Here is a 21453-nt window from a genome sequence, read left to right on the forward strand (position 1 = left end):
TTTTTCTGAGCTGAGGTTATTAGTTGTAGTAAGTGTCGAGGCATACCATGAGCGATCCAACCCAAATTAACGAACCAGAGCAAGGCTTAAGTGCCGATACTCGCAACTGGCCAAAAGCCTTGTTTGCAGTAGCATTGATTTTTTCTATTTTCCAAATTACCACCGCGGCATTTCATCCAGTTTCGACACAAGTATTGCGCGCCGTACACGTGGGCTTTTTATTATTAGTGGTGTTTATTAGCTACCCAGGTATAGGCAAGAGTCAGCCATGGCAACCTTTGGCATGGATACTTGGTTTAGCGGGTATGGCTACCGCGGTTTATCAATGGGTGTTCGAAGCAGACTTAATTCAACGTTCTGGTGACTTAACCCAAAATGACATGATTATTGGTGTGGTGTTAGTCGCTTTAGTGTTTGAAGCCGCCAGACGAGTGATGGGAATTGCCCTGCCAATTATTTGTGGTATTTTTTTAGCCTATGGTTTATTTGGTGAGTATTTACCCGGTGAATTGATGCATCGAGGTTATGGTTTCGACCAAATAGTTAACCAGTTGGCCTTTGGTACAGAAGGCTTATATGGCACGCCAACTTATGTATCAGCGACCTATATTTTCTTGTTTATTCTGTTTGGTGCCTTTTTAGAACAAGCAGGCATGATCCGCTTATTTACCGACTTTGCTATGGGCTTATTTGGTCATAAAGTGGGTGGGCCTGCAAAAGTGTCGGTGGTATCTTCAGCACTCATGGGCACCATTACCGGTTCGGGAGTTGCCAACGTGGTCACCACTGGCCAGTTTACGATTCCGTTAATGAAGCGCTTTGGTTATCGGTCTGCTTTTGCGGGTGGGGTAGAAGCCACATCCAGTATGGGCAGCCAAATTATGCCGCCGATTATGGGCGCCGTGGCCTTTATTATGGCAGAAACCATTAATGTGCAATTTATTGAAATTGCTAAAGCGGCGATGATCCCCGCAGTATTGTATTTTTGTTCGGTGTTCTGGATGGTGCATTTAGAAGCTAAACGCGCCAATTTATCTGGTTTACCTAAAGACCAATGTCCAGATCCGTGGGCAGCAATTAAGTTGCGTTGGTACTTACTCATCCCATTATTTATTTTGATTGGCTTGTTGTTTTCAGGTCGTACACCGCTGTTTTCTGGCATGGTTGGCTTAGCACTGACTGCGATTGTAATTTTAGGTTCGGCCATTATTCTCAATCTATCATCTGCTGCTATGCGGTTTGCTTTTTGGATAGCATTAGGGGTGATATGCGCAGGCTTTTTTCAGTTAGGTATTGGGGTGATGTTTGGCGTTATCGCTATGCTGGTGGTGATTTGTTGGTTTGTTAAAGGTGGCAAAGAAACCCTAACATTATGTGTGCATGCGTTAGTTGAAGGTGCGCGACATGCAGTACCTGTAGGTATTGCTTGTGCGCTAGTGGGCGTGATTATTGGTGTTGTGTCACTAACCGGTATTGCGTCAACGTTTGCCGGCTATATTCTGGCTGTCGGCCAAGATAACTTATTCTTGTCTTTAGTGCTGACGATGGTGACGTGTTTGGTATTAGGTATGGGGATCCCGACCATTCCTAATTACATTATTACCAGCTCAATTGCCGCGCCAGCGTTACTGGATTTAGGCGTACCGTTAATTGTGTCGCACATGTTCGTGTTTTATTTTGGCATTATGGCAGACCTTACACCACCCGTTGCCCTGGCGTGTTTCGCCGCGGCGCCTATCGCCAAAGAGAAAGGCTTAAAAATCAGTTTATGGGCCATTCGCATTGCCATTGCTGGGTTTATTATTCCGTTTATGGCGGTTTACGACCCTGCGTTAATGCTCCAAAGTGGTGGTGCGCTAGAAACGATTTATGTTGTCCTTAAAGCTACGGTGGCTATCGGGATTTGGGGCGTAATATTTACCGGCTACTTATTACAAAACCTTTATTGGTGGGAACGTGTTTTAGGCTTTATTGCTGGTGGCAGTTTGATTATGGCGACACCGCTGAGTGATGAGTTAGGCTTTGGTTTGGCACTGGTGTTTATTTTGCACCACGTATGGCGTGCACGTAAGCTAAAACGTTTAGCGCAGGGCGAATAATGCTAGGGCTATGTTTGGGTTTAGCAGGCACAATATGGGCTCAAGTGCCTGCTGAACAGATGACATTGTCTTGGACTCACACTATTGAGAAAATTCGTTGGGCCGAAGATTATCGATTAACTAATGAAGGTTTTATTTTAGAACAAGCAAGGGTAAAAGGCAGTGGCGCAGGAATGGAGATCCCTGCCGATGCAGTGTTAAAAGATGGCAGTTGGCACTACAAACCGCATTTGCCTATTTTGCCAATGCTAAAGTTGGGCCGCACGCCAGAAGCAGGCGATTATCAGTTATGTGTGTCATCGACTCAGGCTGGGCAACAATGCCATTCTATGAGTTATTGGGTGGGTGAGCCTACCACTGAGCAGCCCTCCATTGAGCTATGGGGCTGTGATATACCAAGTTAGTTAATCGACATAATAGATAGGCGCTGAAGCATAAAAAAAAGCTGAATCAATTGATTCAGCTTTTCTTTAAGTTGCTTGCAGAGTATTACTTTGCAAATGCATCTTGCAGTGCAGGTACAACTTGTTTCTTACGGCTTAATACGCCGTCTAACCACACGCGGCCATCAACGGTAGGTTTACCGTAAGCGCGCTCAGTTAAGTCTGCTGAATCAGAAACAACTAACATTTCTGAACCTTCTTTCATGATATCGGTTAGCAGCAATAATACGCTGTGACGATTGCCTTCAACTTTCAATTTAGCAATATCAGCTTCTAAGTCAGCTTTGATATCGTCAAATACAGACAAATCGATAACTTCTAATTGGCCAATACCCACTAGGTTACCGTTCATGTTGAAGTCTTTAAAGTCACGCATAACAAGGTCACGTGCTGGTGTGCCTTCAACTGCTGATTTCACTTTAAACATATCCATGCCGAGTTCTTTAAAGTCTTCTATACCGGCGATTTTAGCTAACGCTTCAACGCAACGGATATCGGCAGTGGTACAGGTTGGAGATTTGAAAATAACCGTGTCACTTAAGATGGCGCACATCATGATACCAGCGATGTTTGCTGGAATTTCTACTTGGTAGAAATCGAACATCATTTTAATGACGGTGTTGCTGCAACCTACTGGACGGATCCAACATTCTAGTGGAGTAGAAGTGGTTAGGTCGCCTAATTTGTGGTGGTCGACAATACCGACGATAGTCGCTTGAGCGATATCATCTGGCGCTTGAGTAATTTCTGAATGGTCAACAATATAGACTTCTTCACCAGCGTAACTGGTTTTGTATTCTGGTGCTTCAAACCCAAATTTTTCTAAAATAAATGCGGTTTCTGGTGATAACTCGCCTAAACGGGCTGCAATTGCCGGTTCATCGATTTGGTTTTTTAAATATGCTAATGCTATAGCACCACAAATTGAATCTGAATCAGGGATCTTGTGACCCACTACATACATTGCCATTGAAAGACTCTCCTATAAAGTTGCCCTGATTTTAACAAGTATTGATCTTCATCGCATTAAAAAATACCACTTCAACGGTTCAACTTACCATATGAGTGTTATCCATAATGATATGCGTGTTTAATTGACAAAAAAAGGCCCCGAGCGGAGAGTCTCGGGGCTTTTTATATTTTACTCAGGGTAGGTGTATATTTGTCTTTAGCTTGGGATAACAACGTTATCGAAGTCTCTTTTCAGTATTCTATTGAGACTATCTCAAGTGCTCTGTCGAGGTGCTTCTTGTACTGGAATTAACTTTAGCAGACTTCTCTCAAATAGCGATTTTTTGCTAATAATTCAGCAGTAGGACTGAGTATTCATCATTTGTTAAGGCCATATCGTTATACCCGTACTTTTATCACCACTTTGCGAACTTTTTGTGGTGTTGGGCTGGTGCCTGGCATATGGATGTCGCCAGGGAAAAATAGTGCAAACATGCCCGCTTTTAGCGGAATAAACGCCGCATCATCTTTGTTAGATTCATAGTCGTATTCAGCATAGTCATGCTTGTCAAAATAAGGCTTAGAAGGTGTTTGATTGGCTAACGGTAAATAGCCAAATTCTTCTTCCCCGCTAACCACATACTGCACATCAATATACTGTTGATGAACTTCAAAGGGTTCGATTTCTTTAGGCTTAGTTTCATAGTCATTAACGATAACGAAAATATCTTTGCCTTCAAGCGGATAATTGCCCACAGCAAGCTGGCTAAAGTCTGTGTCCGCGAGATGGGCTAATGCTTTGGCTAATCTCGGGCTAAGTTGAGTGTATAGGTGACGATTTGCTAAAGTATCAACAATCATAAAAATTCCGTAAGATATGAACCACAAAAATATGCTAGCGTATTAGCGCTAAAGCATACAGTTTTACAAAGATAACAGCATTACAAATATAAGAAGGATTGTACATTGCCTGCATTACGTTTACTTGCTGGACCAACTGCTTACGAACAACTAGAAGCGAATGGCTTAGATCAATCATTGTTTACTCAGCTCTTTGCAGCATCAGGCGGACCTAAGTGGTTGGCGATAGCTGGCTTAGATAAATATTTATTTAGTGAGTTTTTTCAGGGGCGCGAAGATCCCCTTTATACCATGGGCGCGTCGTCGGGTGCGTGGCGTTTAGCTTGTATGGCGCAACAAGACCCATTAGCGGCTTATGAACGTTTAGAGCATTTTTATATTCATCAGAACTACGAAAAAAAGCCGACTCGTGAACAAGTCAGTGCCCAAGTATTACAAATTGTTGATGGCATTTTAGGTGAGCAGCAAGGCGCTGATATTATTGCTAATCCGTTAATTCGTCATCATATGGTGGCTTGTCGTGCCCGTCATTTAAATCGCATTCATGCCAAATTTGGCTTAATGATGGGACTGTCGATGGCTGCAGTAAGTAATGTGGTCAATCGTAAAAGCTTAGGCTGGCACTTTGAACGGGTTATTTTAAGCCATAAAGACGCCGCATCACCTTTTAGACGTTTGAAAGATTTGCCCACCAAACATGTCGAGTTAACCCAAGACAATATCCGCCATGGATTGCTAGCGACAGGATCGATCCCGTTACTACTTGATCCGGTAAAAGATCTGCAAGGCTCGCCTAAGGGTCATTATTACGATGGTGGCATAACCGATTATCATTTTGATATGCCATTGCCTGCCGCTACAGGCTTGAGTTTGTATCCACACTTTTACCCGTACATGAGCCCAGGCTGGTTTGATAAATCCTTATTGTGGCGTAAAGCGAAAGCGAATTATCACAATGGTTTAATTTTAGCGCCGAGTAAGCAATTTATTGCAAGCTTACCGTTTAGTAAAATTCCTGACCGTGAAGACTTTAAAAATTTAGATACTAAAAGTCGGATTGCCTATTGGCAGCAAAGCGTGCAACAAAGCCAGGTATTAGCTGACGAGTTTGCTGAAATTGTTGCTTCTGGCACTATTATGGATCGTATTGAGCGTTTATAAGATCCAATAAGTTGAATGTTTTTTGTACTTTTTTTGAAAGATAGTCGTATTAAACAAGGTCTATTGGAGTAGGGCGTAGCGAAAACGGGTGGTTATGTCGGTAGTAAGCATTATATTAGGCTACTTAAGTTGTTGAATAATTAACCACTGCTACACTTGTTTCATTGATTTGACTTTGGTTCAGTAACTTCACCTATGGTGTAGGAGGCTGTTATGCAAACAAAAGAAGTAGCATTACTGATTCAAGATGCTGTGCTATTACCCGGTGGACGACTTGAAATTAGAGTCGTGTCACCGAGTGATTTAGCCATGGTTGCCGATGTACTAAAAGGCCACTATGGTTTAGCTTTTGCGCCATTGAAAGTGAATAGCGAACTGCCTTGTTATATTACAGCAACCCAATGCAATATTATTGATTTCAATCAGTTAGAGGATGGTTCTTTAAGCATTGTTATTGAAGGCTTGCAGCGTCTTAAAATTTTATCTGCGGCACAAAAACGAGATGGTTGTTGGATTGCTCGTGCGCTCCCTTGCCCTAATTGGTGCAATGAGCCCATTGCGGGTGAGTTTGAAATTATCAGTGCCGCACTTGAACAATTTTATCAAGTGAATCCAGATTTACTGGAATTGTATTCACAAACTCATTTAGAAGATGCCGCTTGGGTGAGTCAGCGTTGGTTAGAGGTTTTACCTATGTATAATCGTGATAAGCTGATTTTAGTCGAACAACCTAATTGCCATAAAACTATGGATTTTGTGCTGCAATTACTAAAATCTCACGTGGATGTATAAGCGCAATATTGTGTTATCGGTATCGAGATAATCAAGATACATTTTCGGCCTAGCCTGATAAGATACCTTCTCGTTTGAACCTTACCTTCATCTTTATATAGCCAAGTTGTTTATGCCTAATTCATCAAACTACACTGCGGATCATCTTCAATCCTCTTCCCAAACACCAAACGCTGCCATTGCCGCTCAACCTTCGTATATTGTGTTGCCGCGTGCTAATGAATTAGCTGGTAAGCAATACCACACAGTACTTGAGTTTTTGATCGATCATTTTAAGCAAATCGATCCCAGTGTGTGGCAACAGCGTATCAATGATGGCAAAGTACATTGGCAAAATGGTGAGCTAATTACCGCAGAAAGTGCCTATCAAGCGACTGCCAAAGTGTATTATTACCGCGAAGTGCTATCCGAAACTAAAGTACCTTTTGCTGAACAGGTGTTGTATCAAGATAACGACACTATTATTGTTTATAAACCGCATTTTTTACCCGTTACCCCAGGCGGAAATTACGTCAATGAATGTTTAGTGCATCGTTTACGTATCGCCACTCAAATAGATACGGTCGCACCGGCGCACAGGCTAGATAAAGATACGGCTGGTGTGATGTTAATGACGCTCAATCCGCAAACACGCCATGCATATCATCAGCTGTTTTTAGATGACAAGATCACTAAAGATTATCAAGCAATCGCTAAATTAACGCCTACGTTGCTGAGTGAATTAGCCGATAATACTTGTACGCTTCCTATTCATTGGACGGTTAAAAATCGTATTGTGGCGGCAAATCCAAGCTTTACCATGCAGGTGGTTGAAGGCGAGGCGAATAGCCATTCTGAAATCAGTTTAGTGGCGGTAAAAAATGGTTTTGGCTTATTTGAGTTAAGTCCTATTACCGGTAAAACTCATCAATTACGTGTACATATGCAAAGTTTAGGCATGCCGATTTTACACGACCGCTTTTATCCAGTACTACAACCTAAAGGGCTGGACAACTTTGATAAGCCGTTGCAGTTGTTGGCTAAACGGTTGCGCTTTACCGATCCCATCAGTGCTATTGAACAAGATTTTCAGTGCCAAGGTTTGGATTTTTAGTTCGTTATTTAGCGAATAAAAAAACCGCCATCGTAAAGTCGATAGCGGTTTTTTTGTATCAGCTTATTGCTGTTGCAGTGAGCTTATCTGAGTATTAGTCAGCTTTTGTGTGTTTAATACCTTTACGATTTTTCATTGGGTCGCCATCATAACCAAGGGCTTTCCAGTCTAAACGCTCGCCTTTGTTGTGGCAGTCATTACACTGTAGTGCCTTGTCTTTTGGTGACACCATGTGGTTGATGCGCCACCACATTTCGGTTTCAACAAAGCCATGCTGACCACTGTATTTGAGTCCTTTTTCTACCATGGTTGGGTTAGCTTCCATGCCTAATTTTGCAGCTAAGTCCCAATCAAATTTATCCCAGTAGCCACCTTCACCGTACGTTTTAGGGGTTATCAGAATATTAAGTTTAGCATCATAGATTTGCTTACCCGTGTGCACTTTAAATGGGTAGATTTTAGCTTTAGGGTCGCGAATATCACCTAATGGATAAGCCAATTTAACCGTTTTAGTTGGGTCCATTTTATCGCCAGCCATATACGCATCGGCGCGGCCATTAAACCAGGCATATTGTGGTTTAACGTCTTTTTGCCAAATAAAGCTGCCTTTCTTTTTCATAAAGGTGTGCTTGCCGTATTGGTCTGTTGTTTCAGGAAGATCTTGTCCTGCCTGTGACCAATCCCAATGCATTTTGGTGGGTTCATTTTTAGCAAATGATGGTATGTGACAAGTCTGACACGCTACAGTTGCTGTGTGTGTATTGAGCTTTTTATTTTTATGAGGCGCAGCATCATGGCAATTTACACAACCAATTTTGTTTTCCCCTCCAGGTGATACGCCCATCGAGTTACCGGTAATTTGATGATTTTCAGTAACGTGACAAGTTTGACACTGGAAGTCATTTCCATCGGTATCCATGTGGACATCGGTCGCTTTGTCTGGATAAGACATTGATGAGTCTAAATCGCCGTGTTTAACCGCATCACCGCCGCCACCGTAAAAGTGGCAACTGCCGCAATTGTCACGCACGGGTGCACCTACATTTTGGGCAACATTGGCTAAATTGACTCTAGCTAAGGCCTCGCCTGCGCCCGCAGGATCTTTAATGTAAGTTCCCGTGGTGTCGTGGCAAACTAAGCAATCGACTTTGGTCATGTCTTTAAAGTCGAATGTTGAATCTTTCCATCCATAACCGGCATGACAACTGGTACAACGCGGTTCGTTACCCGATATTGATACACAAAAGTTGTTAATGCTGTTCTTTTTACCGCGCATCACAGTGCGGTCTGGTAGTTTTTGCTCTAACTCCCAAGTCCAATGTGAAGATTTCATAAACTCTTCAGCATGTTCTTTATGGCAGGTTAAGCATTGTGTCGTCACTTCAGGGCCATTAGCAAAAGGCCCTTTCAGCGCCTCTTTGTGGTTAAAGGCAGCCTGTGCGCTACTGCTTAATAACAGTAATACAGCCAGTGCTGATAATAATTTCATGGTGTTTGTCCTTACCCCTGAGATTGTGCTCAGGGGGGCCAAGTTAGAAGGTTAAGTTAGCGTTAGAAGTTAACGGTCAGTGAGGCATTGACGTCATAGGCGGTGTCAACAACTGGCAACATTGAGTACGCGCTACCGGCAATCACATCGTCAACCTTCATCGGTGCACCTACTGGTGAGCCACTTCCGGTATATTCATAGTCGTAATACAAACCAGCTAACTTGATAAACATTTTTGGATTAATATCAAAGATATAATAGGCTTCAGCAACATGGCCGCGAGTGGCTAACTTACTGCCGATTGGGTCGTCTTGTGCTTGGGTGAAGGGACTCCAGTATTTAGAACCGTAGTTATATTCCAAACCGAATTTGCCGTATGGTGCAGGAATTTGCATACCTACATAAATGCCGTAACCATCTTTGGTGTCGCTATCAACAGTTTCTTTTGGCACCATAATGATTTCAGTACCAGTGCTGTTCAACTCTGCTTCAAATACTGCATCGCTTAACATGCCACCGAACAAACCTGCATTACCGTTAGGTTCAGCGCGAGTCCATCCTAATGAGGCAAACATTTTCAGATCGTCATCGGTTTCATAGGCATAACCTAAACCACCTAAGTACATATCACCAATGACACCGCTTGGTTGTACACGGGTGACGAAGTTAAAGTTGTCAAACTTTTGCATGTCTTGATACATGGTTGGGGCAAAGATACCCGCCAGTTGAGTAGGGAATGCCATGGTGCCCGTAAAGCCATCATTGACATCTTTAGCACCGAATAAAGTGAACTGTAAGAAATGGTTACCGTCATTAATCACGTCGATATTAAACCCGCCGAGGTGGGTATCTTTAGTGATGATGTCACCAAATAATTCGCCATTGCCGTACTGTGATTCAAAGCCTTGGCCATAGCAAAAACGTACTGTTTGGCCTTCAATACCGGTAATATCACCCAAGTTGTAACCTAAGGTAAGACCATCGAAGTTAAAATTAACTAAGTGACCTGATGGCGTGCCGCCTCTGAGTTCATTTTCACGATAATGATTTGGTGGACCGTACGTTGAAGGACGACGTCCAATAGAAAGGTAAGTGCCACTGCCGTTAATGTCTTTCCAATTAAAATAGGCGCGCTCTACTTTTAACTCATCACCACTGGTGCTACCGCTACTGGTGCCGTCCATGGTGAATGAATTCCATGAGTCGAATACTTTAACCCCAGCAGAGTCTCCCCAGCTCTTAAACATGGTTAAACGTCCTGCAAAGCTGACGTTATCCCACACTTTAGCATCAATATTTAGGCGTAAGCGCGTGGTGTAAAATATATCGTTATCAATGTCTTGTTGGGTTTTCTGGCCTAACAGCATTGGCATAACACCTTGTAGCATACCGCTTTGAAACGCGCTGGCTAAATCAGGGTTTGCCATCATCATTTGGCCTAACGGTGAGGTAGCGCTATTTGGATCGCCAAACGCTCCTGACATGGCTTTAGCGCCAAAGTCAGAAAAGTTAACGTTCATGGCTGGGTTCCAAGTGACGTTTTGATAATGTAATGAATGTGCTTTAGTTCTAAAATCACCCGTAATGGCTATTCTGTCTAAAGCTGTGTGACGCTCGGTTTTATCAACTCGTGAATTTAAATAATCAAGATCTTCATTAATCGTAGCCAGTTGTTGTTTAAGATCGGCAATCTTTTGTGCATCTGTATCTGCTGCTAGGCTTGCGCCGCTCATAAAGAGCGCGTTAGCCACTAATATTGAGATGAGAGTTCTCATGGTCTTTCTCCCCTTGATTTGCCAAATAACATGGTCAATTTGGCAAATTTTTTGTGTCAGAATCCCTGAGGCTAAGCCTCACAGTTTTTTCGTTTGGTTTATTGGCTGATGTTTCGTTTAGAACGAAAAGATACTCAGCATTGATGATTTAGCCGCAGGTAGCTGGTTGGTCTGAATCGGCGGCGTGGTCATATAAGAACTGTTGAATGTCTTTCAGGTCTTTTTCTGATAAGGCTTCAAAAACGGCAGGTTTAGCTTTGTGCTTATCACGGGTGAAAAAACGATCCCATTGGCTCATAGTTTTAGTCATTGGGGTGAGTTCAAGGCCTTCACTGTTAGCGCTGTGGCAGGCTTTACATTCTTTTTTGTATAGGTGCTTACCTTTTTTAGGATTACCACCATCTGCGGCCATCACTTGGGTGCCAAGTGATAATGCCATAGCAACTGCGATACCAACTTTAATGTATGTGTTCATCATTTTGTCCTCTGTCGGGCTTATTAGGGTCGTGCTTAACAACATTTAATTATTTCTTTGCTGTAAACAATGTTACCTAAAAGTGGGTAGTGTTAATTTGAAGTAGATCATATCCATGAGAAAAATCTAATTGAAAAAAAGTTAATTGAAAGAAATCTAATGAACTAGTGTGATATGGATCTATTGCATATAGATAATGAGTTTGTTAGGGGAAGTGAAACGGTTTTTTTTGATACTTATTGATGGCGTTTTTTAGGTGAGAAATAGACTGCTTGATAAATAGAAGGGGAAGATTTTAATCATTGTTAGAAAACAAGCCCATTGATGGCTCGTTTTGTTTACAGGTGCAGAATAGTTGATTAGCTCATTAACGTGTTGGTCGACATAATAACTAACACGGTTGCACTAATACTACATAACACTAATGTGGCTATACGGGTTTTATCTTTATCAACGCGACCAATTAACTTACCCGAGACAAGATAACCAGCAACGACTGAAGGCAATAATAGCAGTGATAGCCATAAATGCTTCACTTCAACTAAGCCGACGATGGCTAAAATGGCTAGCGCTATTAATGAGCTAAACACGAAGAAGGCTGATAAAGCGGCTCTAAATTGACTTGGGTCTTGGCCTGCAAGCAAAATGGCCATTGGCGGACCGCCGATGGCTGCGATATTGCCAAATATGCCCGAAAATACCCCTGCGATAAATAAACTGAGACGATTAATGGGGGCGCTAAAGCGAAAAATGCTAAGAATAACAGCAATAAACACAATAGCTGCAATCACTAAGCCTAATATTGCTTGTGGGGCAAACAGCAATAATCCAGCGCCTAAAAACCCCCCAGGAATTCGCCCGAGTAAGGCATATTGCAAACCATTAAATTGTAAGTGACCACGCTCTCTAAACAAGGTCATTGCAGAAATGGCAAAGCCCATAACAATTATCGGAACTGGAACTAATTGAGGATTAACAATATACAGCAGCGGGCTTGCAACAACGGCTAACCCAAAGCCAATTAAGCTTTGAGTTAGCGCGCCAAAAAACACGATAATTGATGCCAGTATCAAGGTCGTTGGATCGATAAATGACATCATAAGTTCTCTTTAAAACATCACTGCTTCTTTATAGGGCAGTTTAAAAGTTTGTGAGGTAATCACTAATCAGTGAATTATTCGAGTTCTTCCCACTCGATACCCATATCATCCATTAACTTTTTCGCTTCACTTGGAATGCTATCAGGCTGATCTTTTGAAAGATCACCGTCATAAGGTAATGGTTGACCGGTGTACGCATGCAAAAATGCTTCGCATAGCAGTTCACTGTTAGTTGCATGGCGCAGATTATTTATCTGGCGACGCGTCCGCTCATCTGTCAGTACTTTTAATACTTTTAAAGGGATAGAAACCGTAATTTTTTTTACTTGTTCATTCTTTTTGCCGTGCTCGGCATATGGGCTGATATATTCGCCATTCCACTCAGTCATTAACTTACCCTTAACGATAAATACGCTGCAGATTTTAAACCGTTACAATCTCTAGTCAAATTATTGCTACTATTTAATCCCGATTGCAAATAGATTTCTTGATGTTTAGACGTCTAAACGTCTATTTTGGTTGACGGATGGGGATCTCTTAGGTAAATTTGGACGTCTAGACATCTCTTTGTGTGTTTGTGAAACTTTAGGAGTCAACCATGACTAAGCATCAAAGCGCCACATTGGCCGTTCGCCAAGGTATTGAAACAGACACACAACATGGTGCTATCGTGCCACCGATTTATTTATCGACCAATTATTCATTCGATGGCCACAATAATCCACGCGAGTTTGATTACAGTCGTTCGGGTAACCCTACTCGATGTATTTTAGGCGATGCACTCGCCAAACTTGAACAAGGTGCAACCGGTGTAGTGACATGTACCGGCATGGCCGCGATTACATTGGTGACTAGCTTACTTGGTCCTGATGATTTATTGGTTGTGCCGCACGATTGTTATGGTGGCAGTTACCGCTTATTCACTAACTTGGCCAGAAAAGGCCAATTTAAGTTATTGGTCGTTGATCAAACTGACGCACAAGCGCTGAGCAAAGCAATAGCTCAAAAACCGAAAATGGTGTGGTTAGAAACGCCATCGAATCCTTTATTGCGCGTGGTCGACATTGCTGCCATTAGCCAAGCTTGCCATGACGTTGGCGCGTTAGTAACAGTCGATAACACCTTTTTATCGCCGATATTACAGCAGCCTTTGTTATTGGGTGCAGACATTGTTATTCACTCAACCACCAAATACATTAATGGTCATAGCGATGTGGTCGGTGGAGCTGTAGTGGCTAAAGATCCTGAAGTGGGTGAGTTGTTACATTGGTGGTCAAATACTCTTGGGCTTACGGGTTCAGCATTTGACAGTTATTTAACCTTGCGAGGCTTACGTACTTTAGCGGTACGAATTCGTGAGCATCAACGTAACGCACAAAAAATTGTTGAGTTACTCAACGCCAGTGATGTAGTGGCAAAGGTGTATTATCCGGGTTTAAAAGACCATCCAGGTCACGAAATTGCGGCAAAACAACAACAAGGCTTTGGTGCTATGTTAAGTTTTGAGTTAATCGGCGGCGAAGCGGAAGTGGTGGCATTTTTAAAGGCGCTGTCGTTGTTTAGTGTTGCCGAAAGTTTAGGCGGGGTGGAAAGTTTAGTCGCCGTTCCGGCCACTATGACCCATAGAGCAATGGACCCACAAGCAAGGCAAGAGGCTGGTATTAAAGAGACTTTATTGAGACTATCTGTCGGTATTGAAGATGCAGATGACCTCTTGACCGATATTCAAGCAGGCCTAGCAGCTGTTGCCGCGATAAAATCAGCTTAATTCGAGTTTAAGTTAGCTGTGGTTTCGACCAAATTGGGTAAAATAGCAAAACATGCACTTGCAACACTATTGGTTTCAAAATAGAAGTCTAGCAGTCGCAACAAAGTCGTAGTTGTTTAAGGAGTCAGTAATGACGCGAAGTCATTTACATAAGTTTGGTGGTTCAAGTTTAGCGGATGCAGATTGCTATCGCCGTGTTGCACATATTCTACTTACGCATGGTCAGAGTGATGATTTAGTTGTGGTATCCGCCGCCGGAAAAACGACTAACTTCTTATACAAATTATTGAGCCTGCGTGACAGTGGTCAGTTGTGGCAAGAAGAGCTGCAAATTCTGATCAGCTACCAGCAAACGTTAATTGAACAATTATTGTCAAACGAGCAAGCGCGTGATTTACGCGAACGTTTGTCTACCGACAAATCTCAGTTAGTCAGCTTATTATCTTTAGAGCAACGTAACGATTACCAATTAAACCAAGTGGTGAGTTTTGGTGAACGTTGGTCGGCGCGCTTAATGGCCGCTTTGTTACGAGAAATGGGCGTAGCTGCGACTCATGTCGATGCGTGCTCTATTTTGGTTGCCGATGAAGGCGCCGTACCCAATATTTTAGTCGCTGAGTCTCGTGACAAGGTACAAGCCTTATTAGCCTTGCACCCGCAAGAGCGTTTAGTTATAACCGGTTTTATATGCGCAAATCGCCACGGCGATACCTTATTACTGGGTCGCAATGGTTCTGATTTTAGTGCCACTTTGATTGCCAGCTTAGCTGACATTGATCGTGTAACCATTTGGACCGATGTTGAAGGGGTGTTTAATGCCGACCCTAACAAAATTAATGATGCGAAATTACTCAAGAGTATGTCATTAGCTGAAGCTGACCGCTTAGCGCGCCTGGGCTCTCCTGTATTGCATTCTCGGACCTTACAGCCACTGTTTAATACTGAAGTGAGTTTAGCGGTACGCTCAAGTTATGCTTCACACACTGACTTTACTTTAATCGCGCCACTGAGTTCATCAGCGAGTGCGCCTGTGGTCACTAACTTAAATGAAGTGGTGTTGTTTAGTTTTAAAATGAACGCAGATATTGAACCGTTACTGGCCATTTTGGATAAAGCAGGAATCACGCCGTTAGCTTATTGGTCGCTAGCACAACATAAGTTTGAGTTGGCGTTAACGCTTGAAAGCCAGAAACAAGTGCAAGCTTTGCTCACTCAATACAGCAGCGAATTTTTGATTGAAGAGTTGAGTGCCCAAACTGACTTAGGCCTAGTGGCATTAGTCAGTGCTGATGCTCATCACTTTAGACGCAGTTTTGCCCGACTACTCAGTCGTGATGCCAAACCGATTTATCAAGATGCATTAAGTTTGGTCACCTTAGTACCGCAAACTCAAGTCAGTTTATTGACCCAAAAAGTACATCGTCGTTGTGCTGGGCCAAGAATGCGTATTGGAGTGTTACTGCTGGGAGTGGGTAACATTGGTGAGGCGTGGATTGATTTGTTTAAACGCGCCAGTCCAGCATTAGATCATGAACTTGAAGCCTCTGTTGAGTTAGTTGGTTTAGTTGGTTCGAAAAAAGCGTTAATTTCTAACGACGGAATTAACCTTGAACAATGGCAGCAAGATTATCAACAGCAAGGTATTGAATGGGATTATGATCAACTGTTTGATCAATTAGCGCAGTTATCATGCGATGAAATTGTCGCCTTAGATATTAGTGCTAGTGCCGCCTTAACCTTGCAATATCCAGAGCTATTTGCCCGTGGTATTCATGTGGTGAGTGCCAATAAATTAGCCGGTTCAGGGCCATTGCCATTTTATCGCGAATTAAAGCAGCAGCTGAGTAATCGCCGCTTGTTTTGGCGTTATAACGCCAGCTGTGGCGCAGGTTTGCCTATTCAACATGCGTTAAATGACTTACGTAATAGTGGTGACACTATTGAAGCCGTGGGTGGGATTTTTTCGGGCACGTTATGTTGGTTATTCGAAAATTATGATGGCAGCAAGCCGTTCTCAGAATTAGTACTTCATGCTCGCAGTTTAGGCATTACTGAACCGGATCCTCGTGATGACTTATCTGGCCGCGATATGCAACGTAAGTTGTTAATCTTGGCTCGCGAGATTGGCTTAGCGGTAGAGCTAGAAGATATTAGTCTCAACTCGCTAGTGCCTCAAGCCTTAGCTGAGTTATCACTTGAAGACTTTTTAGCGCGCATTAGTGAGCTTGATGACGATTTGTTGCAGCAGTATGTCGCTGCAGCTGAACAGAACAAGGTGCTACGTTATGTGGCTTCGCTGGATAAAGTCGAAGGTAAGTTACAGGCTGAAGTGGGTTTGCAGTGGGTTGATAATAATCATCCTTATGCGAATTTAACCCCAGGGGATAATGTGTTTGTTATTCGTAGTGCGTTTTATCAAGGTAATCCATTGATTATTCGCGGCCCAGGGGCTGGGCGAGAGGTGACAGCAGCAGCGGTGCAGTCAGATTTAGTGCATATTTGCAAAGACCTGTTACAAGAGTAGTTTTGTTAAAAAAGACCATTATTAATGGTCTTTTTTATGTCATCTCGGGAATGTTTTTGAGCTGAAATTCAGCTCTTTTCTTTATTTGCCGCAAACCGCTCAACGCATAAATACTAAAACGTGATATGACTAGTGTTCATCTCTTGAAATGGAGTTCGAAAATAAGTATGAAAGTCAAAGTGTTTACTAAAGTGTTAAAACCTAAACTCAGCTTTTGGATGCAACCGATAGAACAAGCTGATTGTGGTTTACAAGACGAAATTAATTTATGGTTATCCAGGCACACATCTATAGAGATTACTGAAATTAAACAAACTCAAAGCGGTGGTTCATTTATGCCAGCGACGTTAAATATTACCATTTTGTATCAGTAATATAACGAGATTGCTTTTTGTAAGCTTAAAGAACTAATCGACATCAATTAAAAGATAGATAACAAATAAGGATAGGTCGCGCGAAGTCACATCTTCATCCAAGTGCTGAACAAGTCCGATATTGGGTGGGACTCAGACTTTTTATTATACAAATAGCAGATCGAGAGTTCGATTAATTTAAAGTGATGTTTATGGATACTATTTTTGCGAGTATTTAAGATTGGCCCAGTCTTTAGTTACCTTTCATTACTCGCAGGTAACTAATACCCCTAAGGCGATACAATTTAAGTCGCCTGTGCTTAGGCTTCTTCTACTGCGTCATCTTTTAATGATTCAGTTGTTTTATCGGTTAACGTTATTAATAGGCCTGTGAGTAGGCTCATGCTGTAACCGAGTACGGCGCCGATAATAAGTGGTGGAATGATAGCGGCTAGATCAGCATTTAAGGCAAAAGTGATGCAACAACCGATAAAGGTGCCGGGAATAAAGGCGAAGTTTTTATTACTGGCTTGTAAGCACATAAATGCGGTGACAATGCCTGTTAATGCATAGCTGATCATTGGCGAACCTAGAACACCGCTGCCTGCAATAATTAACCAGCCCCAGAATACACCGGAAAGATTGGTCATCATCGCCATCATCATGCCTTTAGCACCTGTTTCTGTTTGAGCGAAAAAGGTACTGCAGCCGAGAAAGCCTACCCATGTCACGAGATGAAATACATCAGCAAGACCAGCCCAAACAGCAGCCAATAAACCAGCAGAAATTGCAATTTGCCAACGATGCGCCATAGTCGCCTCTCGATAGATGAAATTTAGAACGGTGAATTTTAAATTTAGCACAATAAACAGAAGTTATGTATTTAGGTTTTATAAAAGTCGATCCAGTTCGCAAATAAAAGCAACTGCTAATAAAACCAAACATTATGCAACTTGTTAAGTGGGGGGAGGGGCCATTACGTTTACTGCATATCACCTCCCATATTTGCACTCATTTCTCATCATCATGTTTATCGCCTGCGTGCTGACACTTTTGATCAAAACAATTTGAACATTATCAAATGATATTGTCTGTAGGCTGATGAACAAAAAGCCTACAGGCAGTTGAACAAAAAGCTGATTTAAGCTGTTTTCTATAACCTACTATTTAGGCCTAGCGTTAATGTGATTACTACAAATTGCTTATTGATGGTTTTTTAGCTTGACTTAAGATGTAGTTAAACTAGTATATGGACATATAGACGTCCAAACGGCTAAATGATTTAAGTTGAATTAATCATTTTAGTTGATTGGTATAGACTCCTAAGTGTTACAGAAGTTGAAGGAATACATTATGGCTTTTCATCACGCACAACATGCCCAGTCGTTAAATCAGAGCTTGTCTGAGCTGAATGATATTAATGTGTCTTTTGAGTTTTTCCCGCCTTCAACGCCAGCAATGGAAGAGATTTTGTGGAATTCTATTCGTCGTTTAGAACCATTGAACCCTAAATTTGTATCAGTAACATACGGTGCCAATTCTGGTGTACGTGACCGTACTCATAGCGTGATTGAACGTATCCAGAAAGAAACCAATCTGCTCGCTGCGCCGCATTTAACCTTAGTTGATGCTAGTGATGAAGAATTAGTTGAACTGGCAAAGCATTATTGGAATTCTGGTATTAGAGACATCGTGGCATTACGCGGTGATTTACCTGACGGTAGCCCAAAACCAACTCGCTTTGCCAATGATTTAGTGCGTTTACTGCGCTCAGTGGCCGACTTTGATATTTCGGTAGCGGCGTATCCTGAAGTGCATCCAGATGCGCGTAATGCGCAGGCCGATTTAATAAACTTAAAGAAAAAGATTGATGCGGGTGCTAACCGCGCCATTACTCAGTTTTTCTTTGATGTTGAATCCTACTTACGTTTTCGCGACCGCTGTGTTACAGCTGGTATAGATGTTGAGATCATTCCAGGGATATTACCTGTGACTAACTTTAAACAGACTAAGCGTTTTGCTGGCATGACCAATGTCGCTATTCCACATTGGTTACATCGTCAATTTGAAGGTTTAGATGACGACCCTGCAACACGTCAGTTAGTGGGTGCCAACGTTGCTATTGATATGGTGAAAGTATTGTCTCGTGAAGGTGTTAAAGATTTCCATTTTTATACCCTTAATCGTGCAGAATTAACGTATGCCATTTGCCATACATTAGGCGTGCGTCCGAAGTAGCACAATGTAAAGTTTACGCAAACAAAAATCCCGTTAATGGTTTCATTAACGGGATTTTTGTTTAAATATTCGACGTTTGCCGTATTCATTTTTAAATATATTTAGCCTATGGTGGTATGACAATAACCAATCACGAATGACTTAAGAGGTGTGATGATGAAAACATCCTTTTACAAGCTCGCTGCATTGGCTGGCATAACGATGTTAACTGTTATGACAGCAGAAGCTGCAGAAACAACTTCCCCACAACTGCCGGTTCCAGCCGCGGCTCAGCTGTGTACTTCTTGCCACGGTGCACAAGGTCAAGGTATCGATATTATTGGCCCTCGTTTAGCAGGCTTATCTGCCGACTACATCAGCAATCAACTTGCGTTATTTCATGCAGGTAAACGTCAAAACCCAACCATGTTGGCAATGGCTGCTACGGTGCAAGGTGACAATATTGCTGTGGTGGCGCAATATTTTAGTCAGCAACCTGTTGCAGACATTCCGCTCCAATTTCGCGGTGACAAGGTTGGTATTAGCGATCCTTTCGAAACATTAGCCTTTCAAGGTGATTGGTCACGTACTATTCCAGCGTGTGTAAGTTGCCATGGTCCGTCTGCCGTGGGGGGCGGGCAGTTTCCTCGTTTAGCGGGGCAACAAGCCAGTTACCTTAAAACTCAATTGTTAGCCTGGCAAGAGGGCTCTCGCACAGGCGATGCTGATAACATGATGGGCAATATTGCGCTGAAATTAACGGCTGCTGAAATCGATGGGTTATCTCAGTTTTTTGCCAATATAAAATAAGGACATGGCTATGAAATTATTATCGCTATTGACCATTGGCGCTCTGTTTAGCTTGCCTTTACAGGCCGATGAATTAATGACCGAAGTTCCGGCGAAGCCTACTGCGGTAAAATCGTCTGAGTCTTCGACGACACTACCCGATCGCCAAGCTGCATTACCTGCGCTGGAGAAAAAAGCTGATGCTGTTTATCTTCAACCCGCACCATTAACTGCTATTCCTGAGGGGGATTTTGGTGACAAGGTTCGTTTAGGTTATCAATTGTTTGTTAACACCCAACAACTGCGAGATAAGTATGTTGGCAATGAGCTCAACTGTGTTAACTGCCATATGAATTCAGGACGACAAGCCAATGCATCGCCTTTATGGGCGGCATACTTTGCTTATCCTGCTTATCGCAAGAAAAACGATAAAGTAAACTCTTTTCAAGAGCGCATACAAGGTTGTTTTACCTATTCGATGAACGGTAAAGCTCCGGCGGCAAACTCTCCTGAGCTAGTAGCAATATCGGCCTATTCTTACTGGTTAGGCATGAGCGGATTAATGGACCAATACAAGGTTGCTGGCCCTGTGCCTGAATTGTCTGATGTGGAGTTGGTTAAAGGTGGTAAACGGGATGATTTCCCAATGCCAGCAGCTATTGCTAAACATTTGGATATAGCAGCGTTAAGCCAGCTTCCTGGGCGCGGCTATCCGAAAACATCTCAACCTGAACTGGCCTATTCTCCAGAACGCGGCCAGGTAGTTTATCAAACACATTGCCAAGTGTGTCATGGTGAAGATGGTCAAGGACAAGTGATTGCTGGTGTTACTGCATTGCCACCATTATGGGGCGCTCAAAGCTATAATTGGGGCGCTGGCATGCATAGGGTCAATACTGCAGCTGACTTTATTTATGAAAATATGCCTTTAGGCAAAAGCGTGCAATTAACGGTTCAGCAAGCTTGGGATGTAGCGGCTTACCTTAATTCGTTTGATCGCCCACAAGATCCTCGTTTTAACGGTGATGTGAGTAAGACTCAAGCCACCTATCATAAGCACCAAGGATATTATGGCCAATCCGTTGCTGGTAAGCCTGTTTTGGGAACGGCCTCATATCCGGTTTTTCCGCTTAAAAATAATATAAAGTAATCATATTGGCTCTGTATTAACCATCAATCATTGTCAGTTATACCCATTAAGTTAACGCTTAGTGGGTATTTTTATCGATTGTTAATACGTTTTCAGAAATGTAATGCGCATAGCGTTTATTGAGCATGATGATAAATGTCAGTATATTCATTTATCATCATCACCATATAGGCAGGGCAATGACATTATTTACTTCAGCAGCACAATCGTGCCCACTTTGCCAGCAAGCTAATGGTTGTGCAATGGAGCAAGGGTTAGCCATCGATGCATGCTGGTGTGCTGAGCAAGCATAGAACCAAAGCGACTTACCTTTACAGGGGCTTTGGTTGATGGCGCTGCTTCAGTAGATACTGCCTCTGCTATTGTCGCCGCGACTTCTTTTACGACTTCAGGTTTAGCTTGACGCACAATTG

At 42.6% G+C, this 21453-nt stretch carries 21 protein-coding genes; 12 read left to right on the forward strand and 9 right to left on the reverse strand.

The annotated features are described in order from the left end of the window. Window positions 1-65: 65 nt before the first annotated feature. Window positions 66-2099, forward strand: coding sequence for a TRAP transporter permease (locus H5181_RS05000; RefSeq protein WP_182750421.1), 2034 nt, complete (start codon window positions 66-68; stop codon window positions 2097-2099). After that, on the forward strand, window positions 2099-2503 hold the full coding sequence (locus tag H5181_RS05005) for a DUF1850 domain-containing protein (RefSeq protein WP_011638981.1): 405 nt from the start codon (window positions 2099-2101) through the stop codon (window positions 2501-2503). Before H5181_RS05000 ends, H5181_RS05005 begins: the two co-directional genes overlap by 1 nt. Before the next feature lie 85 nt (window positions 2504-2588). Here H5181_RS05005 and H5181_RS05010 read toward each other — a convergent pair whose 3' ends face one another. Together H5181_RS05010 and H5181_RS05015 are read right to left on the reverse strand one after the other, a co-directional pair. Continuing rightward, window positions 2589-3512: a manganese-dependent inorganic pyrophosphatase gene (locus H5181_RS05010; RefSeq protein WP_182750404.1), complete on the reverse strand. Its 924-nt coding sequence runs from the start codon at window positions 3510-3512 to the stop codon at window positions 2589-2591. A gap of 380 nt (window positions 3513-3892) precedes the next feature. Next, entirely contained in the window at window positions 3893-4354 is a 462-nt protein-coding gene (locus H5181_RS05015; RefSeq protein WP_182750405.1) for a YhcH/YjgK/YiaL family protein, read from the reverse strand. Between the two features lie 105 nt (window positions 4355-4459). On the opposite strand from H5181_RS05015, the gene H5181_RS05020 reads away from it, so the two are divergent. From H5181_RS05020 to H5181_RS05030, 3 genes are all read left to right on the forward strand, one after another. After that, on the forward strand, window positions 4460-5515 hold the full coding sequence (locus H5181_RS05020; RefSeq protein ID WP_182750406.1) for an alpha/beta hydrolase: 1056 nt from the start codon (window positions 4460-4462) through the stop codon (window positions 5513-5515). A 213-nt stretch (window positions 5516-5728) separates the two neighbouring features. Further along, a complete protein-coding gene (locus tag H5181_RS05025) occupies window positions 5729-6307 on the forward strand; it encodes an LON peptidase substrate-binding domain-containing protein (RefSeq protein ID WP_123884014.1) in 579 nt (192 codons plus the stop codon). A gap of 112 nt (window positions 6308-6419) precedes the next feature. Further along, entirely contained in the window at window positions 6420-7400 is a 981-nt protein-coding gene (locus H5181_RS05030) for a pseudouridine synthase (RefSeq protein ID WP_182750407.1), read from the forward strand. Window positions 7401-7494: 94 nt separating this feature from the next. Here the strand turns inward: H5181_RS05030 and H5181_RS05035 are convergent, their stop codons facing one another. The 5 genes from H5181_RS05035 to metJ all read right to left on the reverse strand — a co-directional run bounded on the left by H5181_RS05035 (window position 7495) and on the right by metJ (window position 12628). Then, window positions 7495-8889, reverse strand: a complete 1395-nt coding sequence (locus H5181_RS05035; protein ID WP_011638974.1) for a tetrathionate reductase family octaheme c-type cytochrome — start codon at window positions 8887-8889, stop codon at window positions 7495-7497. Window positions 8890-8951: 62 nt separating this feature from the next. Then, window positions 8952-10664: a DUF3373 domain-containing protein gene (locus H5181_RS05040; protein WP_182750408.1), complete on the reverse strand. Its 1713-nt coding sequence runs from the start codon at window positions 10662-10664 to the stop codon at window positions 8952-8954. 148 nt (window positions 10665-10812) lie between these two features. Next, window positions 10813-11142, reverse strand: coding sequence for a cytochrome c (locus tag H5181_RS05045; protein ID WP_011638972.1), 330 nt, complete (start codon window positions 11140-11142; stop codon window positions 10813-10815). A gap of 356 nt (window positions 11143-11498) precedes the next feature. After that, a complete protein-coding gene (locus H5181_RS05050; RefSeq protein ID WP_011638971.1) occupies window positions 11499-12239 on the reverse strand; it encodes a sulfite exporter TauE/SafE family protein in 741 nt (246 codons plus the stop codon). Between the two features lie 74 nt (window positions 12240-12313). Further along, window positions 12314-12628: a met regulon transcriptional regulator MetJ gene (gene metJ, locus H5181_RS05055; RefSeq protein WP_011638970.1), complete on the reverse strand. Its 315-nt coding sequence runs from the start codon at window positions 12626-12628 to the stop codon at window positions 12314-12316. Window positions 12629-12837: 209 nt separating this feature from the next. Here metJ and metB point away from each other — a divergent pair, with 209 nt between their 5' ends. From metB to H5181_RS05070, 3 genes are all read left to right on the forward strand, one after another. Further along, window positions 12838-14007, forward strand: a complete 1170-nt coding sequence (gene metB, locus H5181_RS05060) for a cystathionine gamma-synthase (protein WP_182750409.1) — start codon at window positions 12838-12840, stop codon at window positions 14005-14007. Between the two features lie 130 nt (window positions 14008-14137). Next, window positions 14138-16531, forward strand: a complete 2394-nt coding sequence (locus H5181_RS05065) for a bifunctional aspartate kinase/homoserine dehydrogenase II (protein WP_182750410.1) — start codon at window positions 14138-14140, stop codon at window positions 16529-16531. Between the two features lie 167 nt (window positions 16532-16698). After that, window positions 16699-16905: a hypothetical protein gene (locus H5181_RS05070; RefSeq protein WP_259396944.1), complete on the forward strand. Its 207-nt coding sequence runs from the start codon at window positions 16699-16701 to the stop codon at window positions 16903-16905. Between the two features lie 299 nt (window positions 16906-17204). Here H5181_RS05070 and H5181_RS05075 read toward each other — a convergent pair whose 3' ends face one another. Next, a complete protein-coding gene (locus H5181_RS05075) occupies window positions 17205-17696 on the reverse strand; it encodes a DUF1097 domain-containing protein (RefSeq protein WP_011638966.1) in 492 nt (163 codons plus the stop codon). A gap of 541 nt (window positions 17697-18237) precedes the next feature. On the opposite strand from H5181_RS05075, the gene metF reads away from it, so the two are divergent. The 4 genes from metF (at window position 18238) to H5181_RS20875 (ending at window position 21333) form a co-directional block, all read left to right on the forward strand. Next, window positions 18238-19122, forward strand: a complete 885-nt coding sequence (metF, locus tag H5181_RS05080) for a methylenetetrahydrofolate reductase (RefSeq protein ID WP_011638965.1) — start codon at window positions 18238-18240, stop codon at window positions 19120-19122. 201 nt (window positions 19123-19323) lie between these two features. Next, window positions 19324-19911 (forward strand): c-type cytochrome, encoded by a 588-nt coding sequence (locus H5181_RS05085; RefSeq protein ID WP_243638366.1) that lies wholly within the window; start codon window positions 19324-19326, stop codon window positions 19909-19911. A 10-nt stretch (window positions 19912-19921) separates the two neighbouring features. Next, window positions 19922-21040, forward strand: a complete 1119-nt coding sequence (locus tag H5181_RS05090) for a c-type cytochrome (RefSeq protein WP_011638963.1) — start codon at window positions 19922-19924, stop codon at window positions 21038-21040. A gap of 128 nt (window positions 21041-21168) precedes the next feature. Next, entirely contained in the window at window positions 21169-21333 is a 165-nt protein-coding gene (locus H5181_RS20875; protein WP_310734265.1) for a cysteine-rich CWC family protein, read from the forward strand. Here H5181_RS20875 and H5181_RS20880 read toward each other — a convergent pair. Further along, a partial coding sequence (locus tag H5181_RS20880) for a hypothetical protein (RefSeq protein ID WP_310734266.1) occupies window positions 21269-21453 on the reverse strand: 185 nt, incomplete at its 5' end. The two genes, H5181_RS20875 and H5181_RS20880, sit on opposite strands and share 65 nt — an antisense overlap.

This window comes from Shewanella sp. SG44-2 (genome assembly GCF_014164215.1).
In the GTDB taxonomy this organism is placed as follows: Bacteria; Pseudomonadota; Gammaproteobacteria; order Enterobacterales; family Shewanellaceae; genus Shewanella; species Shewanella frigidimarina.

What these genes read in the sequence shown, in the direction of transcription:
- H5181_RS05050 (WP_011638971.1), bottom strand. Translation starts at nt 12,239, where the DNA reads ATGATGTCATTTATCGATCCAACGACCTTGATACTGGCATCAATTATC.
- H5181_RS05045 (WP_011638972.1), bottom strand. Translation starts at nt 11,142, where the DNA reads ATGATGAACACATACATTAAAGTTGGTATCGCAGTTGCTATGGCATTA.
- H5181_RS20875 (WP_310734265.1), top strand. Translation starts at nt 21,169, where the DNA reads ATGATAAATGTCAGTATATTCATTTATCATCATCACCATATAGGCAGG.
- H5181_RS05030 (WP_182750407.1), top strand. Translation starts at nt 6,420, where the DNA reads ATGCCTAATTCATCAAACTACACTGCGGATCATCTTCAATCCTCTTCC.
- H5181_RS05085 (WP_243638366.1), top strand. Translation starts at nt 19,324, where the DNA reads ATGTTAACTGTTATGACAGCAGAAGCTGCAGAAACAACTTCCCCACAA.
- H5181_RS05090 (WP_011638963.1), top strand. Translation starts at nt 19,922, where the DNA reads ATGAAATTATTATCGCTATTGACCATTGGCGCTCTGTTTAGCTTGCCT.
- H5181_RS05070 (WP_259396944.1), top strand. Translation starts at nt 16,699, where the DNA reads ATGAAAGTCAAAGTGTTTACTAAAGTGTTAAAACCTAAACTCAGCTTT.
- H5181_RS05040 (WP_182750408.1), bottom strand. Translation starts at nt 10,664, where the DNA reads ATGAGAACTCTCATCTCAATATTAGTGGCTAACGCGCTCTTTATGAGC.
- H5181_RS05025 (WP_123884014.1), top strand. Translation starts at nt 5,729, where the DNA reads ATGCAAACAAAAGAAGTAGCATTACTGATTCAAGATGCTGTGCTATTA.
- H5181_RS05015 (WP_182750405.1), bottom strand. Translation starts at nt 4,354, where the DNA reads ATGATTGTTGATACTTTAGCAAATCGTCACCTATACACTCAACTTAGC.
- metF (WP_011638965.1), top strand. Translation starts at nt 18,238, where the DNA reads ATGGCTTTTCATCACGCACAACATGCCCAGTCGTTAAATCAGAGCTTG.
- metJ (WP_011638970.1), bottom strand. Translation starts at nt 12,628, where the DNA reads ATGACTGAGTGGAATGGCGAATATATCAGCCCATATGCCGAGCACGGC.
- H5181_RS05035 (WP_011638974.1), bottom strand. Translation starts at nt 8,889, where the DNA reads ATGAAATTATTATCAGCACTGGCTGTATTACTGTTATTAAGCAGTAGC.
- H5181_RS05065 (WP_182750410.1), top strand. Translation starts at nt 14,138, where the DNA reads ATGACGCGAAGTCATTTACATAAGTTTGGTGGTTCAAGTTTAGCGGAT.
- metB (WP_182750409.1), top strand. Translation starts at nt 12,838, where the DNA reads ATGACTAAGCATCAAAGCGCCACATTGGCCGTTCGCCAAGGTATTGAA.
- H5181_RS05075 (WP_011638966.1), bottom strand. Translation starts at nt 17,696, where the DNA reads ATGGCGCATCGTTGGCAAATTGCAATTTCTGCTGGTTTATTGGCTGCT.
- H5181_RS05010 (WP_182750404.1), bottom strand. Translation starts at nt 3,512, where the DNA reads ATGGCAATGTATGTAGTGGGTCACAAGATCCCTGATTCAGATTCAATT.
- H5181_RS05005 (WP_011638981.1), top strand. Translation starts at nt 2,099, where the DNA reads ATGCTAGGGCTATGTTTGGGTTTAGCAGGCACAATATGGGCTCAAGTG.